Origin of the sequence: Paenibacillus sp. FSL P4-0338 (assembly GCF_038002365.1) — a bacterium.
Taxonomy (GTDB): Bacteria; Bacillota; Bacilli; order Paenibacillales; family Paenibacillaceae; genus Paenibacillus_AQ.
In genome coordinates, this window is sequence record NZ_JBBOCG010000001.1 from 3982873 (window position 1) to 3998579 (window position 15707).

The window sequence follows — 15707 nt, forward strand, 5'->3', positions numbered from 1 at the left end:
CTCTATCCTAAGAATGCTTACACATGAATGGTATTCAGCACCAGGGCAATCAGGCTTAAGGTCAGATAGTTAATGGAGAAGAGGAAGCTTTTCTTCGCCCAGATCTCATCATCCTTGGCCTTGAATCCGATGAGGGTTAAGTAGAGCCACCCAACCGACAAGGCCAGTGATACAATAAGATAATAAATACCTGCATAATCGTAGGCATACATCAGCACAGGCACGGGGAGCAGCAGCGCGACATAAGGAATCATCTGGAACTTGGTGCGCCGCGTTCCCTTCACAACCGGAAGGAGCGGGAATCCTGCAGCCCGGTACTCCTCCTTGCGGCGGATGCCAAGCGCCCAGAAATGGGGCGGCTGCCACAGAAAGAGCATTGCGAACAGCAGCCAGGCTCCGAGATCGACTGTTCCTGTAACAGCCACATAGCCGATGACAGGAGGCATGGCCCCCGAGATCGCACCTACCGAGGTGCTCCAGGTAGAGGTTCTTTTGAGCCAAAGGGTGTACACTACAACATATACGAACATGCCGACGATGCCGAACAATCCGGCCAGTACGCCGCAGAATGCGAACAGCACTCCTAGCCCGGCAATGCCGAGTCCAATGGCATAGATAAGTACTGTTGTAGGCTTCAGCCTTCCTGTAGGCAGCCCGCGTTCCCGGGTCCGTTCCATCTTCATATCCAAATCGCGGTCAAAATAATTATTGAAGACACAGGCTGAAGCCATGACCAGCATGGTGCCGAGCAAAGTCAGAATCAGGCGTCCATACTGTACATCCCATCCTGATGCCACCCAGTAGCCTGCGAATGCCGCAATCAGATTGGAGCGGATAATGCCGGGCTTCGTAACGGTAATAAAGTCGCGCCAGCTTGCACCTTCCGGTGGAGACTTGGCAGACATTGATGCGGAATCAGAAGAAGCTTGATATCTCAATTGATTGTCCACGTATCGGGTTCCTCCTTCTAGGGAACTTCTAACACTCCGCTATTAACTTTATCATAGCAAACTGGGAAAGACTTTGACAATCATTGACCATGATGTTCATTAATTCGACAATTACGTGACGATATTTATTTCCCCGCCCTTAAATAACTTAGCCCAATAATGGGTAGTTATTAATAGAGAACTTCCGTACAAAGGAGATCTGACTAATGGATACTGCCACACATTTTGTTATGGGACTTGGACTTGCAGGTCTGTCCTTCGTCGATCCGCTCGTCGCTTCGAATGGAACGCTGGCCGGGGCGGTGATGGTAGCTACTGTACTGGCTTCTCAGGCACCGGATGCCGATACCGCCCTGCGTCTCAAGGATAACGCGGTATATATCCGCAATCACAGGGGAATCACTCATTCCCTGCCCTTTTTACTGCTGTGGCCGGCATTGATCACAGGGGTCATCGGGCCGTTGTTCGGCTTCACGGACCTGACCACCTTAAGCCATATCGCGCTCTGGAGCTTCATTGGCGTTGCCGTCCATGTATTCTCTGATCTGTTCAACACCTACGGGACTCAGGCTGCCCGCCCGTTCACCGAGAAATGGATCGCCTGGAACATCATTCATATCTTCGATCCGTTTATCTTCGGCAGCCATACAGCGGCGATTATTCTCTGGATCAGCGGAATGGTGCCGCCCGCTCCACTATTCATTACCTTGTACGCCTGCATTGTCTTGTATTACATCTGGCGGACCCTCGTTCATGCCCGCACTACACGCAGCATTATGAACAAGGATGTCCACCACCATGCAGGTGACCGTTATTATGTGATCCCCACCATTTCGCCAACGAGGTGGAATCTGGTCAAAGCCAAGCCGGACGGCAGCTATAATGTCGGGCTGCTGAACAGCGGACGGCTGGAATGGTTCAAGCATGCGGTGTGCTCCACTCACCCCGCGGTCGAGCATTCCAAATCCCATCAGGATATTCAGGCCTTCCTGTACTTCACCTCGTACGCTGTCGCGGAGGTGGAGGAGCTGCCCTCTGGTTATATTGTACGCTGGGGAGATGTCCGTTATTTACACCGTAAGCAATTCCCGTTCGTGGCCGTCCTGGTAATGGACCATGAGTATAAACCGCTGAATACTTATGTCGGCTGGTTAAGCAGCGAGAAGCTCGATGAACGCTTCGCCATTGACCCGGGAACAGTCAAGCTGTAGGAAGTTTTTTTGAAGACAGGTGGCATCTGCCGGGGCAGGTGCCATTTTTTTAATTACATTTACCACCAAAAACACCCACATGTGCGGTCAGGGATCACGCCGAGATGTTGTAAATATTGCAACTTTGAATAAGGGATATAAGGGTCTCTGTAAAGAATGTTGCATGAAGTGCAGGAATTTCCCCGCTCCGCTGATTGGGGGAGGAAGATTGCTGCCTTTTGTGCAACATTTTTTGATTTGGGGTGATTTATAAATCGAAATGTTGCAATTTGTGCAGGATTATGCAACTCATCTAATACGTTATAGACTATATTTACCGGGGATCTATTCTCTTGCCTGCCCCTTGACGCCCGGGACTGCATAAGGCACAATCACCATAAAGCGGTTACAGCGCAAAGCAAGTGCTCACCTACTACATTTATTTACATTTGAACTGAAAGCTTACTTTTGAACTGAAAATCCCGGCATGCAACGACGCACACCGGGATTCACTTGTACACTATTTGAAGCAGAAAGGAAGGCTTGGAACATATGGGTAAAGGTCTGTCACTGTGGTTCGCCTGCTCTTCAATTCTACTCCTCACAGCAGCTTCCATCTCGATCAGCTATAACATTTGGCTTGCACTGCTGCTCGGCGCGCTGTGCGTGCTTAACATCGGCTGGGGCTTCATCGTCAAGGCCAGGCTGAGACGCAAGGCGGAGAGCAACCAGCCTACCCCTTAACTTAACGGGTAGGCAGGAAGCCCATCCGGTCCTTCACGCCCTCCAGGGTACGAGCAGCACTCACCCGTGCACTTTCGGCACCCTGGGCCAGAATATCACTGAGCATCCCTGAGCTGCGAATGTCCTGATATCTTTGCTGGATCGGCTCCAGCAGGGCTACGACCACTTCAGCCAGCTCTTTTTTGAAGCCGCCGTACATTTGGCCTTCATATTTGTCGGCAATCTGCTGCAGGCTCATTCCCGAGCATTCGGCATAGATGCTCATCAGATTGCTGATCTCCGGCTTAGCCGCCGGGTCGAAGATAACCTCACGGCCGGAATCCGTTGTGGCCCGGCTGATCTTTTTACGGATCACATCAGGCGGATCCAGGAGTCCGATTCTGCTGCCGGGGTTGGGATCGCTTTTGCTCATCTTCTTGGTGCCGTCATCCAGAGACATGATCCGCGCTCCGACCTCCGGAATGTAAGGCTCAGGGACGGTGAAGAAGTCACCGAACCGGTGATTGAAGCGCCCCGCAAGGTCACGTGTCAGCTCCAGATGCTGCTTCTGGTCTTCGCCTACCGGTACCAGATCGGCATTGTAGACCAGAATATCGGCGGCCATCAGCGACGGATAGACGAACAGACCTGCTCCCACCGATTCTTTGCCGGCGGACTTATCCTTGAACTGTGTCATCCGTTCCAGCTCACCCATGGCAGTGAGCGTAGTCAGAATCCAGCCCAGCTCGGCATGCTGCGGCACATGGGACTGCATGTAGACATGCGCAATGGAAGGATCAATGCCTGCAGCCAGATATAGCGCAGCTACCGATTCTGAATTCTCGCGCAGAGCTGCGGGGTCCTGGGCTACCGTAATGGCATGAAGATCGACCACCATGAAGTAACATTCGTATTCCTTTTGAAGCTTGACGAAATTCTTGATTGCCCCGATATAATTACCGAGTGTGAGTGAACCGCTGGGCTGTATGCCCGACAATACTTTTTTAGCCATCCTCTTATCCTCCATCATCATAATTAATGTCCGCTGGCGCATAGAACGCAAAAAGGCCCCACATCCGCAAGGGACGTGAGACCGTGGTACCACCCTTATTCGCTGCCTGGAGTCCCCGGAGGGATATATGCAAACAGCCTTGGCTTCCGTTAACGGGGAAGAGGCGGCCGGTCTACTTAAGGCTTCTGCAGCCTGTTCGAGCGCGGCACTCAAGGGTCCATTCAGTCAGAGGTGCACCACCGGTTCACATCAGCCACCGGCTTTCTGGAGGTACAGTCCATGCTTACTTGTCCCTGTCATCGCGTTACCTGTGTTTCATTGATGCCTCCATCATAGATCGGCCCGGAGAAGTTGTCAAATCCCTAACCTCCGCCGGATAAATCTGGTATGATAAAGATATTCGTGTGTATGTAATCTGATTACAGCTTATCAAAGGAGCATATCTCTTATGAAACAGGTGACCAAAGGGCAGTGGAACGGTTATGATACGTATATTTTGCATAGCCGTGAACTGGAAGTCACGCTTCTGCCCCGGCTGGGTAATAACGTAATTTCATTATGGGACCGCACCATGGAGCGGCAGATCCTTCGTCAGCCTGAGGAACGCGACTTGGCATCATATATGCAGAAACCTTATCACTTCGGCCTGCCCCTCCTGGTGCCGCCCGGACGGATACGCAGAGGAAGCTTCCAATTCGATGGCACACGCTACCAGTTTGACCGGAATGCGGGAGAACATCATATTCACGGACTGCACCGTACCCAAGCCTGGTGTGTCAGTGACATCGAAGAGGACGAGGACGGGTGCGCGGTCACTACTGAATTCCTTACCACGGATGACCCGGATTGGATCAGACAATTCCCCGAGCCGCTGAAGCTTGAAATGACCTTCCGGCTTCAGGATGACCGGCTCCAGCAGACGCTCAGGGTCACTCATCTCGGCACTAGCCCCGTTCCTTTTGGCGCAGGCTATCATACCTGGTTCATGCTGGACGGAACGCCCTCCCGCTGGAATGTTACCCTTCCTGCCGGGGCCGTCTGCGAGCTGAGTGAGGATCTCCTGCCTACCGGACAGCTGTTGCCGCTCGGGAAGCTTACTAGCCTGCACACCCGGCTGAATCTTCAAGGTGCGGATCTGGATACCATCCTGCGTATAGCAGAGGGCCAGCCTGCCGAGGCCGTATTGATGCGGGATGATGGATACGGGCTGCGTTACTCGGCCGATCCTGACTTCTTCCGCCACTGGATTCTCTATACCAAAGGCGAAGCCGACCAGTTCCTGTGCATTGAACCGCTAACCTGGCTCCCGGATGCACCTAATCTCCAGCAGGACGCCTCCGCTACCGGGCTGATCACGCTTGAACCCGGACAGACGCTGGTTCTGGGGGGCACGCTGCAGATGATCTATCCGGAGCGATAAATTTCATATAATTACCATCCTATAAACCTTCAAAATCTGTGCATGAATTCTCCCTCCCGCGCTCATACTATCTTCACAACGGGCGAAGGAGGTGAGCACACATGGGTCAAGCAGGTCAACAAAGTCGTGGTAGCCGTTCTAACAACCTGGTCGTTCCTCAAGCGAATGCAGCGCTGCAGCAGTTGAAATATGAAGCAGCACAAGAGCTTGGAGTAACTATCCCGGCTGACGGTTATTATGGGAACTATACTTCCCGCGAAACTGGTTCTTTGGGAGGATATATCACCAAACGTCTGGTGCAACTGGCAGAGCAACAACTGTCCGGTCGTTCGTAATCGCTACCTCATCTTTACAAACTGTCTAAGCCGTGAGGCATAGACCAAAGCAGCTTCACAGCCCTCCCGCGCTTCTCGTCGAAGCGCAGGGGGGCTTTTCTATATTTATATAGACTTAACCGAAGGATTGATCCGAGGTATCACCATGACTGCTGCGCGGATAGCGGATCATCAGGTTCGCCATATTGTAGTTGGACTCCAGTGTGGCGTCCACGACCACCATTCCCTGCCGTACAGCAAATTCGTAGCTGATCTCTCCATGCGTCCACCGTTTCTTATACTTCAGGCTCTCCAGCGCCATGACACGGAATGAGGATTGTTGTCCGGAAGTCAGCCCTTCCTGCTCGGATGCGAAGCTTCCGCTGCGTCCGGCGAGCGGATTGTGGCGAACCCCGAACTTGCCGATGACATTATTCCTGATCTGTACAAATACGGTCCCTGAATTCAGTCCTGACAATTCCTCCTGCAGCTCATGAAATACCAGATCAATCTGTCTTGCAAGCGATAATTGTTCCGTCCTCACATGCATTTCCTCCTAAAAGTCTTGTGGGTGATGCAGCCTCATGGCTCTGCCTCACACAACACTTGCTTCGTAAGCAGTTGTCTGAATTTCGTGGATCTAGCAGCGCTTATAATAAGGCTTTAGGCTCATTATAGGGTACTAATTTGACACATACAACATTATTCAACATAATTGGGTTATAATCCCTATAAATGCGCAAATTATTTAGTTTTTATAGCAAAATACAAACTTTTGTCGCCATTTATCGACAAATAAACAACATAAAAAGACCCCTAAAACGGGGTCTTTGCGCATTCACACCATATTTAGCCGCCATCATTTTACTGCAAAAAACCAATTCGTCTCATTATCGACAAATTCTTAGCCGCATTGTTCTGTCATTTCCAGGAATTCACTAATATCGGCAACGATTAAATCCGCAGCCCCCTGCCAGAAATCCGGCTTGGACAGATCAACGCCCAGATGCTTCGACACCAGCTCCTCCAGCGTCATCACTCCGGTATCCTGCAGCAGGCTGTCATATTTGCCAGCAAAGGAAGCCCCCTCTTGCAGCGCAAGCCGGTATAGACCGGTACTGAACATATACCCTACCGTATACGGGAAGTTGTAGAACGGCACATCTGTGATATAGAAATGAAGCTTGGACGCCCAGAAATGCGGATGATATTCGGAAAGGACCCCGCAGAAGGCTTCCTTCTGGGCTTCCTCCATCAGCGCGGACAATTCCTCACTGCTTACAAGGCCTGCCTTGCGCTTCTCATAGAAGCGGGTCTCGAACAGGAAACGGGCATGGATATTCATGAAGAACGCCACACTGTTCTGGATCTTCGCTTCAAGCAGCGCCAGCTTCTCTTCACTGTCCGTCGCAGATTTCACCTGCGCATCCGACACAATGACTTCCGCAAAGGTAGAAGCTGTCTCCGCCACGTTCATCGCATAGTTCTGGTTGAATAACGGCTGGTCCTCCAGCAGGAAGGAATGATAAGCATGACCCAGCTCATGCGCAAGTGTGGATACATTGGACGGCGTACCGCTGTAGGTCATGAATATGCGGGATTCCTTACTCTCCGGGAAGGAGACGCAGAAGCCACCCGGACGCTTCGCGGCCCGGTCTTCGACCTCGATCCAATCCTTGTCGAAGGCGCGCTCGGCGAAATCCGCCAGCTTCGGACTGAATTTTCGGAACTGGGTCACAATGTCGGCGGCTGCTTGTTCATAGGGAATTTTGCCGGAGGACTTGCCGACTGGCGCATCCACATCGACCCAGGCGAGTGACTCCAGACCCAGAATTTCTGCTTTGCGCTTCAGATAGGATACCAGGGCAGGCTTGCTCTTCGTGATGACGTCCCACATGACATCCAAGGTCTCACGGGACATACGGTTGATGCCCAGCGGCTCCTTCAGCACATCCTCCCAGCCGCGGCCCTTATACAGCTTCAGGCGGAAGCCTGCCAGATGGTTCAAGGTATCTGCACAATAGTCGGCCGCGCCGCCCCAGGCCTCTTCCCATTTGCGGAACATCGTACGGCGGACCTCAGGATTCTCATCCGCCAGCTTGTTGAAGGCTTGCCCGGCAGAGAGCAGCTTCTGTTCCCCGTCTTCTTCACAAGGAATCTGGATCTGTCCGACAATCGTCTCATAATGCTCGCTCCAGCCATGATAGCCGTCAACTGCAAGCTCAAGTGCCAGGCTCTCCAGCTCCGGGCTCATCTTCTCACGGGCCAGATTCCGGCTCTCACTGAGCACGAAATTCAGCGGGGCAATCTCCGGCCGGGCCATCCACTCGGCCCATACCGGGTCAGAGGTCTGACGCAGCACGTTATCGAAGGCAGAGCTGATGCCCTCATATCCGGCACGCAGCCCCGTTACCTTGGAGGACAGTCTCACCGCCCCTTTGTCGAGCTGATTCTGCGCACCCAGACAACCGGCGAATTCTGAGGCCTGTGTAAGGCGTCCGGCACAGCTCTGCAGCAGCTCAATAACCGGGTCAAGCCCCTTCGTTGAAGCCGCATCAGCCGGTGCAGAAGCAGCAGCCACCTGTGTGCGCAGGCGTTCAATATCGGATTCGAGCACGCTCAGAAAGCTCTCGAACTGCGGAGAAGCAGAGCCTCCCGGAAAAATCGATTCCAGTTCCCATGTCAGTGATAACGGTTGTTTCATATATACTCACCATTCCTTCGTTATAGAGTAGTTTTCTTTGTAATTACGGTATAGCCATGGTAAAGTGAATCATGATACTCCACTAATTGTAAGGAGGGCCTCCTAATGAAGCCACTGCAAATATCGCCGGAGACGGCCATCACCTTATCGAAACAACTTGGCGTTCCGCTGGAACACCTGATGCATATGCCCCAACATATCCTGCTCCAAAAGATCGCTGAACTATCCAAGAAGGCCGCTAGCGATACCCCCGAAGGCAGCGCGCCTGCTCCCTCTGACGAGCAGGACAAGCAATGATCCCCTTCAGCCATACCTGGCCTTATGACATTATTCTTGGCGACATGTACGTGCAATATTGCCCCTTCTGCGACCGGGAGAATGTTCTTCTGCCGATGAAGCCTAAGGAGCTGCAGCACGTGCGTGACGGCAAAAAAAAGCTACTGGTCTTTCCCTGCTGCAGTGCAAGTCCCACCGTCATTGATAATGACAATGACTACCTGTTGTTTGACCGGGCGGTCCGCTAAGCGCGGGTACCCGGAAGTTCGCCCCGCTTAAGCGGGCAGAGGCGTAGAAGAGGCATCCCTTCTACGCCTTTTTTGCGTTCCGGTATAACGGATAGACGCTTTAACACCTTCACTAAGCCCTCTATGTACCTGCCGGAAGCCCGTCCGGATCAACGTCCAGCCCGCGCATCTGCTCACGCAGAATGGCCCATTGCTCGCGTGAAGCCCGGATCATGGCCGCGTCCGTAATCCGCTGGTCATTAATGACCCTTGAGAACCACCGCACAGCAGCAGCGAAATTGCCGATCCGGCGGTTCAGCTCGCCAATCAGATACATCAGCCGCGCATCATTACCACCGGATGAATCATTCTCGAACACCTTCACATACTCATCCAGCGAATAGGTCAGGAAGCGCTGCTCCTGCACCGTATCCCCTTGATACCGGTACAGCCAGGCAATATGGTGAAGCAGGCTTGCTATAATACGTTCCTTGTCCTTAATGCTCTGCGCGCAGATCAGTGCCAGCTTGTAAGTCTCCAGAGCCTCCTCCCAGTTACGCTTCTCTCCGAAGCTGCGGGCCTGCCACCGTCTTCCTACCTGGGCATCGAAGGACTTGCGCTGCCAGTCCCCCAGCTTGTCTGCTGAATTCTCCGTGGAGGCAAAGCCGCACTTCGGACAGACCCGAACCACATAATAATCGGGATTCTCCGCTTTATAATAGGAGCAGAAGTCCGCATCGCGGCGGATGGCTTTTTTGAGGCTGGGACGTACTCTTGAGGTTGAAAATTCATGTTCACAGTTACAGCAGGTAACCTTAATCGAGTAAAGCGGTATTAATTCCGGCACGGGGGCCCTCATCCTTTCACAACTACACTTTATTCATGGGGCATATTGACAAAATGATGGGCGGGACCCGCCAGCCGGTTCAGGACAAACGTACGCAGGGACTCCTCCACACCGGTCTCCTCGAGCGCCGCCTTCATGCAAGCGAGCCAATCCTCCGCCAAAGCAGGAGTGATGGGGACATGCATATGTCTGGCTCTCATCATGGGATGGCCGTGCTGCTCGGAAAACAGGGCAGGGCCTCCAAAGAATTGGCTCAAGAACTGATATTGCTTCTCCAGCACCGGAGTAATATCTTCAGGGAATAACGGGCTGAGCTGCGGGTGAAGCTGCACCTTGGCATAGAACACAGTCACCAGACGGTGTATCCCCTCAGCGCCTCCCAGGCTGTCATACAGGCTCTCTTTCGGATTCATTTTGGAGGTTTCGCCTTCTTCCATATTAATCTGATAAGCAGTTGCTTATCATTATACCAAAAAACGCGCTGCACGGTTATCCCTGCCTTAAGACATCCCCTTATTCCAGGACAAGAAGACCAGTAAGCTGCCCGTGTGCAACAGAAAGCCCAGATTATTTCAAAATTCAGACAAAAAAAGGCGCCAAACCGGAGTTCAGCGCTCGTAAGCTAATCAGTATGTTCTAAAATCTTCATCGCCAGGCGGGACAAGGGAGACCCGGATCACATATACAAAAGCACAAACGAGCACTCCGGCAACTACACTCATCACCATCACTCCATCCCTGAAAATCTAACTCAACAAGATGTGCATTAATTAAGTTTATAATACCATAATTTCAGTGAAAAAGCACCGGTAAATGTAACCGTTTTCTTCGTTTTTTTGTGCTGTTTGTCCAACTTTCGGCATACAACTAAGCATAGAACTGGAGGCGAGAAACCGATGACTCTGAACAAAATCGCAAGCCCGCTGCTCGGGATCGTGCTGGCGGGCTGTATGCTGCTGATGCTGGTGCATCCCGCAAGTTCTCTGGATGCGGCGCTGCGCGGGCTCGCTGTCTGGTGGGATGTGCTGTTTCCCTCACTGTTTCCGTTCTTCGTCATCTCTGAAATTATGCTGGGCTTCGGCATTGTCCATCTGTTCGGCGCACTGCTTGATCCGCTGATGCGCCCGCTCTTCAATATACCCGGCAGCGGCGGCTTCGCCCTAGCGATGGGATATGTATCAGGATACCCTGTCGGCGCGAAATTAACCGCCAAGCTGCGCGAGCAGGGAATGATTAGCAGAATTGAGGGCGAGCGGCTCGTCGCCTTCACGACCTCCTCGGACCCGATTTTTCTGCTGGGCGCGGTCTCTGTGGGCTTCTTTCATGACGCTTCTCTGGGGCTTGTGCTTGCCCTTGCCCATTACGGGGGAGGACTCATCGTAGGTCTGCTGATGTCCTTCCATGGCCGGGGCAGGCCGGAAGAAGCAGCTACGACCCTCCCCCTCCCTCATTCAGGCAGTTCTTCTGCGTCTCCGGAAGGACAAGGCCCCGGAAGGTTGCGGGCTGCACTGAACGCGATGGCACATGCGCGCCGGGCAGACGGCAGAAGTCTCGGCGAGTTACTGAAAAGTGCCATCACCTCCTCGCTCCAGCTCATCATCGTTGTCGGCGGCCTGGTTGTCTTCTTCAATGTGCTGATGGAGCTGCTCGCCCGCTCCGGTGTAATGTCCGCCCTGTTCAGCATGACCGGACGGCTGCTGTCGCTGGCCGGCTTCCCGCCTGAGCTCTCCGCCGCCCTGGTCAGCGGCTTATTCGAAGTGACGCTTGGTGCCAGGTCGGCGGGTGAAGCTGCCGGAGGCGTTCCGCTGCAGTTCAAGGCTGCTGCGGCAGCGTTCATTCTCTCCTGGGGCGGCTTGTCGGTTCATGCGCAGGTCGCCAGTATCCTGAACGGTACCGGACTGCGCTATCTCCCGTTCATGGCCGCCCGCCTGGTGCATGCCCTACTCTCTGCAGTTCTGCTTCTCCTGCTCTGGAAGCCGGTAGTCAGCTCGGGCCTGGCTGGTCAGTGGTCCGCTCTACCCGCCGCCTCCGGGTTGGCCGCTCCAGAGGTAGCCCTGCTCAGCAGCATCAGCCTACTCTGTCTTCTGCTCACAGTCATGCTGGCCCTGTCGCTGGTGGTCTTCCTGTTGGGGAAGCTGTGGCGGCAACCCTATGCACGCCGCAGATAGTTCAATATGTCATGGCTCTGCCGCTGCAGCACTGCAGCGGATTCCGGCTTTTCACAGTGCTAATATTGTGTTCCGGTTCAAGATTGATTATGATCGGTGTATGACTGAATTAGACAAAGGAGCCTGTACATCTTGAGATATTATGTTCTGGACCGCGGAGATGAATTATCCATCCAACTAGCGGAGCAATTTCACAAGCTGGCGCAAGGCCGGAATCTGGAGCTGGATGCCAAGTCACCCGAAATCGTGATCTCTATTGGCGGTGACGGCACGATGCTGCACGCTTTTCATACGTTTATCGATCAGATCCCGAACCTCGCTTTTGTTGGCGTGCATACCGGCCATTTGGGCTTCTATGCGGACTGGCAGGCCGAAGAGCTGCCGTCCCTGATTGATTATATGTGCGGAGAGGTTGGGCCGCATAAACCCCGTATCGTACAGTACCCGCTGCTCGAACTGGAAATACATAAGAAATCCGGCTCCAGCAAGCACATTGCCCTGAATGAATTCACCCTTAAGGGGGTGGACGGGACGGTTGTGATCCAGGTGGATATTAATGATGTGACCTTTGAGATGTTCCGCGGGGACGGCCTGTGTGTATCCACACCTTCCGGCAGTACTGCTTATAACAAAAGTCTGGGAGGCGCTATGGTGCACCCCTCGATCGAGGCGCTGCAGATTGCTGAAATTGCCTCCATTAATAACCGGGTATTCCGGACCATGGGATCGCCGCTGCTGCTGCCTAAGCATCATCACTGCGATATCTTCTCGCGCAAGGATCAGCGCCTGCTGCTGACCATTGACCATAATAATATTCCGGTGGATGATCTGATTTCGGTACGTGCTCAGGTCGCGGACCACAAAATCAGCTTCGCCCGTTACCGCCCCTTCCCCTTCTGGAACCGAGTCAGGGAAGCCTTCTTAGTCTAATCTGATCCCTGATTCTCATGGACAAGCGAGGATGGCATTGCGCCCTTCCGGGGACAGTACGCATCCCACTGGATACCCTTATATAAAGCCGGAGATGCCCCCGATCTCCGGTTTTATCATGCCGGCTGACAGGAACTCTATTGAGCCTAGCAGCATCCCGCAGAATAAATAGACAGACGGAATTTCCAAATGGTATAATGGTTCTATTTTACAAAGTTTTCTATTTGAAGGAGCGAATCTATTGAAGAAATTAGTATCCCTGCTAGGCATCAGCCTGCTGGCCCTTGTGCTCGCGGTTCCCGCTTTTGCCGCAGACAAACCCATTAAGGTGTATATTAACGGCAGTAACCTTGCCTTCACAGCAGGGACTCCTTATCTTAAGAATAATACGGTGCTTGTGCCTTTCCGGGTTGTATTTGAGAAGCTCGGTCTGAAGGTGCTGTGGGACTCCAAGACGGGCACGGTAACCGGCACGGGAACAGGCCTTACTATCAGCCTTAAGGTAGGCAGCAAGCGGGCCAGCGTCAACGGAACCGTCAAGCAGCTTACAGTTGCTCCTGTCTCTAACGCCGGGACCACTTACATACCCTTACGCTTCATTGCCGAAGCCACCGGGGGCACAGCAATCTGGGATTCGGCCAGCCGCAGCGTGAAGATCACCGTATCGCCGTCTTCCGCCTCCAGTGAGCAGGAGATCAAGGCAATTATTCAATTAGCTAACCAATATTATAATGAAGAGAAGGCCAGCAGCTTCTATTCGCTTGTCGATGCAGGGGCAGACCAAACGGAAGCTCTAAGCGATATGAATTCCCAGTTCGAGCTATATGACATCAAGAACACGATCGAGAGTCTTAAAGTGCTCAGTCTAACGGGCAACGAAGCTACAGTCCATTCTGTCGAAAAAGCAGTACGGACCGGCGGGTATTATACACCGGATGAGCAGTACGAATACTTATATACGCTGGTCCGTCAAAACGGCGCCTGGAGGATCTCTGCTATGGATCTGCAGGAATCCTCCGTGCTGCTGACGCGCGAACAAGGCATGAAGCCCGCTGTGCTGCCTCAGGGCGATCAGACCGGGATTAAGGATACGCTCAGCAAATATTACCAGAGTATGAATGCCCGCAATGCAGATGCAGTCCTTGCCGTGATGACCTCGTACGATAAGGAGGAGGATGACTCTTACAAAGAGGAGCTGCGTGATTATTTCGAAACCTATGATCTAAGCTATGCGGTATCTTCCTCCAATGTCTTCTATTACACTGACTATGAAGCCGCAGTCTATACGGAAGTGGTCATTACGGACGGTGAATCGAAGGAGACCTATACCCAGTCTCTGATCCTCCTGCTCTCGAAGCCGGAGAGCGGTGGCTGGACAATCGACACCACTTACCATATCGGCTTCGACGCGCAGTCCTAAATTCAAAAATTCATCTAAAGGATGTCATGAACTCATGAAATCAGCCAAAATCGTTACCGCACTCTTAAGCGGCTGTCTGGCGCTATCCATCGCCTGGGCCCCTGCTGCTTCAGCGGCAGACACTGCTGCCTCTAAGGAAGCGGCCCAAGCCTCGAAGACGGAGATCATCAATGAAATTATGCAATATCTGGAGTATTACAATGTCGAAGGCGTGGACCAGGATACACTTATCCGCGGTGCGATTGACGGTATGGTCAATACACTGGACGATCCTTACAGCCAATACTTTACGAAGGAGGAGGCTGCGGAGTTTGGTCATCAGGTTGATCTGGAATATGTCGGCATCGGTGTCCGGCTGATGTATACGTCCAAAGAGCTATACATTGAAGAGGTCATGAGCGGTTCCCCGGCTGAGGCCGCGGGACTAAAGCGCGGCGACTCCATTCTCAAGATCAATGGGGTGCGGGTGGCTGAGACGAATGGCGATGAGCTGAGCGGCAAAGCGGGCACGAAGGTCTCTCTGCTGATTCAGAGAAACGGGGCTAACAAATCCTATACGGTAACCCGCAGTGAAATTGCTACAAGCTCCGTGACCAGCAAGATGCTTAGCTCCAAAATTGCTTATATCTCCATCAACGGGTTCACCCAGACGGCCGATGAGGAATTCTCCGCAGCACTGGACAAAATGCGTTCAGGCGGCATGAAATCACTGGTTCTTGATCTGCGAGATAATACGGGCGGTTACATGGACAGCGCTCAGAATATCGTCTCCAAGTTCATGGATGCCGGCATTATGATGTACACCTCCGACCAGACCGGTACACTGAAGCCGGTCGCAATTACAAACGGCAGCAAAATCGGCGTGCCTGTGGTCGTATTGACCAATGAATATACGGCCAGCGCCTCCGAAGCCTTGACCGGTGCACTTCGTGACAATAAGCTGGCTACAGTTGTAGGCACACGCTCTTACGGAAAGGCACGGATTCAGAGCCTGATTCCTATGTCCGGCGGCGGCGAGCTGAAGCTGACCACCATGAAGTATCTGACTCCGAACAAGGAGGACTTCAACCATATCGGACTTGCGCCTGATATCGAGGTCAAGGGCAAAACCGCCCAGTTGATTACCGCTCTGCAAATCGCCGGGATGAAGGAGATTGTCGCCTCTGGAGACCATCATATTCTTGATATCAACGGCATCGCTTTTGCCGGAAATGTAGGTCTGATCAAACAGGGCGATAAGGTGTACGCCGCTTCTCGTATATTGTCTGCTCTTGTGGAGAATGAAGTCTCCTGGGATGCCAAGAACAAAAAGGTGCTGCTGACCACCGGTGCCGGTAACGTATCCGGGTTCTCACTGGCTTCCAAAGAGGCGCTGTACCAGGACGGTGAGACCTTCATCGAACTGAATGCCTTCAAGAATAAGTTCCCTGCGCTCGTATGGAGCTACAATGCTTCACTGAAACAGCTGAAATTAGCTGTGAAATAGAATTTGCCCGCTTACGCGGCAGGAATCCCACTTATCCGTT

General features: G+C 52.8%; 16 protein-coding genes. 10 read left to right on the plus strand and 6 right to left on the minus strand.

The window, feature by feature from the left end; all coding sequences use genetic code 11:
* Positions 1–17: 17 nt before the first annotated feature.
* The gene (gene cyoE / locus MKZ07_RS17520; RefSeq protein ID WP_036701718.1) at positions 18–950 is read right to left on the minus strand and encodes a heme o synthase; all 933 of its coding nucleotides are present in this window, start codon (positions 948–950) and stop codon (positions 18–20) included.
* A 206-nt stretch (positions 951–1156) separates the two neighbouring features.
* Here cyoE and MKZ07_RS17525 point away from each other — a divergent pair, with 206 nt between their 5' ends.
* Both MKZ07_RS17525 and MKZ07_RS17530 read left to right on the plus strand, forming a co-directional pair.
* A complete protein-coding gene (locus MKZ07_RS17525; protein ID WP_341026807.1) occupies positions 1157–2161 on the plus strand; it encodes a metal-dependent hydrolase in 1005 nt (334 codons plus the stop codon).
* Between the two features lie 531 nt (positions 2162–2692).
* A complete protein-coding gene (locus MKZ07_RS17530) occupies positions 2693–2884 on the plus strand; it encodes a hypothetical protein (RefSeq protein WP_036701722.1) in 192 nt (63 codons plus the stop codon).
* Between the two features lies 1 nt (position 2885).
* Here the strand turns inward: MKZ07_RS17530 and trpS are convergent, their stop codons facing one another.
* Positions 2886–3875: a tryptophan--tRNA ligase gene (gene trpS / locus MKZ07_RS17535; protein ID WP_036701724.1), complete on the minus strand. Its 990-nt coding sequence runs from the start codon at positions 3873–3875 to the stop codon at positions 2886–2888.
* 448 nt (positions 3876–4323) lie between these two features.
* Between trpS and MKZ07_RS17540 the strand changes: the two genes are divergently transcribed.
* Complete coding sequence (locus tag MKZ07_RS17540) at positions 4324–5295, plus strand: aldose 1-epimerase (RefSeq protein ID WP_036701725.1); 972 nt, start codon at positions 4324–4326, stop codon at positions 5293–5295.
* 101 nt (positions 5296–5396) lie between these two features.
* Positions 5397–5630: an alpha/beta-type small acid-soluble spore protein gene (locus MKZ07_RS17545; protein WP_036701727.1), complete on the plus strand. Its 234-nt coding sequence runs from the start codon at positions 5397–5399 to the stop codon at positions 5628–5630.
* Between the two features lie 115 nt (positions 5631–5745).
* Here MKZ07_RS17545 and MKZ07_RS17550 read toward each other — a convergent pair whose 3' ends face one another.
* Together MKZ07_RS17550 and MKZ07_RS17555 are read right to left on the minus strand one after the other, a co-directional pair.
* Positions 5746–6153, minus strand: a complete 408-nt coding sequence (locus MKZ07_RS17550) for an O-methyltransferase (RefSeq protein ID WP_235218588.1) — start codon at positions 6151–6153, stop codon at positions 5746–5748.
* A 360-nt stretch (positions 6154–6513) separates the two neighbouring features.
* Positions 6514–8313, minus strand: coding sequence for a M3 family oligoendopeptidase (locus MKZ07_RS17555; RefSeq protein ID WP_036701731.1), 1800 nt, complete (start codon positions 8311–8313; stop codon positions 6514–6516).
* 105 nt (positions 8314–8418) lie between these two features.
* Between MKZ07_RS17555 and MKZ07_RS17560 the strand changes: the two genes are divergently transcribed.
* The gene (locus MKZ07_RS17560; RefSeq protein ID WP_036701732.1) at positions 8419–8610 is read left to right on the plus strand and encodes a YycC family protein; all 192 of its coding nucleotides are present in this window, start codon (positions 8419–8421) and stop codon (positions 8608–8610) included.
* Positions 8607–8837, plus strand: a complete 231-nt coding sequence (locus tag MKZ07_RS17565; protein ID WP_036701733.1) for a hypothetical protein — start codon at positions 8607–8609, stop codon at positions 8835–8837. The genes MKZ07_RS17560 and MKZ07_RS17565 overlap by 4 nt, the downstream gene beginning before the upstream one ends.
* Positions 8838–8958: 121 nt before the next feature.
* Here the strand turns inward: MKZ07_RS17565 and MKZ07_RS17570 are convergent, their stop codons facing one another.
* Together MKZ07_RS17570 and MKZ07_RS17575 are read right to left on the minus strand one after the other, a co-directional pair.
* Positions 8959–9663 (minus strand): DUF2225 domain-containing protein, encoded by a 705-nt coding sequence (locus tag MKZ07_RS17570; protein ID WP_235218589.1) that lies wholly within the window; start codon positions 9661–9663, stop codon positions 8959–8961.
* Positions 9664–9692: 29 nt separating this feature from the next.
* Complete coding sequence (locus tag MKZ07_RS17575; RefSeq protein WP_036701735.1) at positions 9693–10076, minus strand: globin domain-containing protein; 384 nt, start codon at positions 10074–10076, stop codon at positions 9693–9695.
* A 483-nt stretch (positions 10077–10559) separates the two neighbouring features.
* Between MKZ07_RS17575 and ylbJ the strand changes: the two genes are divergently transcribed.
* The 4 genes from ylbJ to MKZ07_RS17595 all read left to right on the plus strand — a co-directional run bounded on the left by ylbJ (position 10560) and on the right by MKZ07_RS17595 (position 15667).
* On the plus strand, positions 10560–11831 hold the full coding sequence (gene ylbJ, locus MKZ07_RS17580; RefSeq protein ID WP_036701736.1) for a sporulation integral membrane protein YlbJ: 1272 nt from the start codon (positions 10560–10562) through the stop codon (positions 11829–11831).
* 132 nt (positions 11832–11963) lie between these two features.
* Positions 11964–12761, plus strand: a complete 798-nt coding sequence (locus MKZ07_RS17585; RefSeq protein WP_036701738.1) for an NAD kinase — start codon at positions 11964–11966, stop codon at positions 12759–12761.
* 241 nt (positions 12762–13002) lie between these two features.
* Positions 13003–14181 (plus strand): stalk domain-containing protein, encoded by a 1179-nt coding sequence (locus MKZ07_RS17590; protein ID WP_051494082.1) that lies wholly within the window; start codon positions 13003–13005, stop codon positions 14179–14181.
* A gap of 34 nt (positions 14182–14215) precedes the next feature.
* Entirely contained in the window at positions 14216–15667 is a 1452-nt protein-coding gene (locus MKZ07_RS17595; RefSeq protein WP_036701739.1) for a S41 family peptidase, read from the plus strand.
* Positions 15668–15707 lie beyond the last annotated feature (40 nt).

What these genes read in the sequence shown, in the direction of transcription:
- MKZ07_RS17525 (WP_341026807.1), top strand. Translation starts at nt 1,157, where the DNA reads ATGGATACTGCCACACATTTTGTTATGGGACTTGGACTTGCAGGTCTG.
- MKZ07_RS17530 (WP_036701722.1), top strand. Translation starts at nt 2,693, where the DNA reads ATGGGTAAAGGTCTGTCACTGTGGTTCGCCTGCTCTTCAATTCTACTC.
- trpS (WP_036701724.1), bottom strand. Translation starts at nt 3,875, where the DNA reads ATGGCTAAAAAAGTATTGTCGGGCATACAGCCCAGCGGTTCACTCACA.
- MKZ07_RS17540 (WP_036701725.1), top strand. Translation starts at nt 4,324, where the DNA reads ATGAAACAGGTGACCAAAGGGCAGTGGAACGGTTATGATACGTATATT.
- MKZ07_RS17545 (WP_036701727.1), top strand. Translation starts at nt 5,397, where the DNA reads ATGGGTCAAGCAGGTCAACAAAGTCGTGGTAGCCGTTCTAACAACCTG.
- MKZ07_RS17555 (WP_036701731.1), bottom strand. Translation starts at nt 8,313, where the DNA reads ATGAAACAACCGTTATCACTGACATGGGAACTGGAATCGATTTTTCCG.
- MKZ07_RS17560 (WP_036701732.1), top strand. Translation starts at nt 8,419, where the DNA reads ATGAAGCCACTGCAAATATCGCCGGAGACGGCCATCACCTTATCGAAA.
- MKZ07_RS17565 (WP_036701733.1), top strand. Translation starts at nt 8,607, where the DNA reads ATGATCCCCTTCAGCCATACCTGGCCTTATGACATTATTCTTGGCGAC.
- MKZ07_RS17575 (WP_036701735.1), bottom strand. Translation starts at nt 10,076, where the DNA reads ATGAATCCGAAAGAGAGCCTGTATGACAGCCTGGGAGGCGCTGAGGGG.
- ylbJ (WP_036701736.1), top strand. Translation starts at nt 10,560, where the DNA reads ATGACTCTGAACAAAATCGCAAGCCCGCTGCTCGGGATCGTGCTGGCG.
- MKZ07_RS17595 (WP_036701739.1), top strand. Translation starts at nt 14,216, where the DNA reads ATGAAATCAGCCAAAATCGTTACCGCACTCTTAAGCGGCTGTCTGGCG.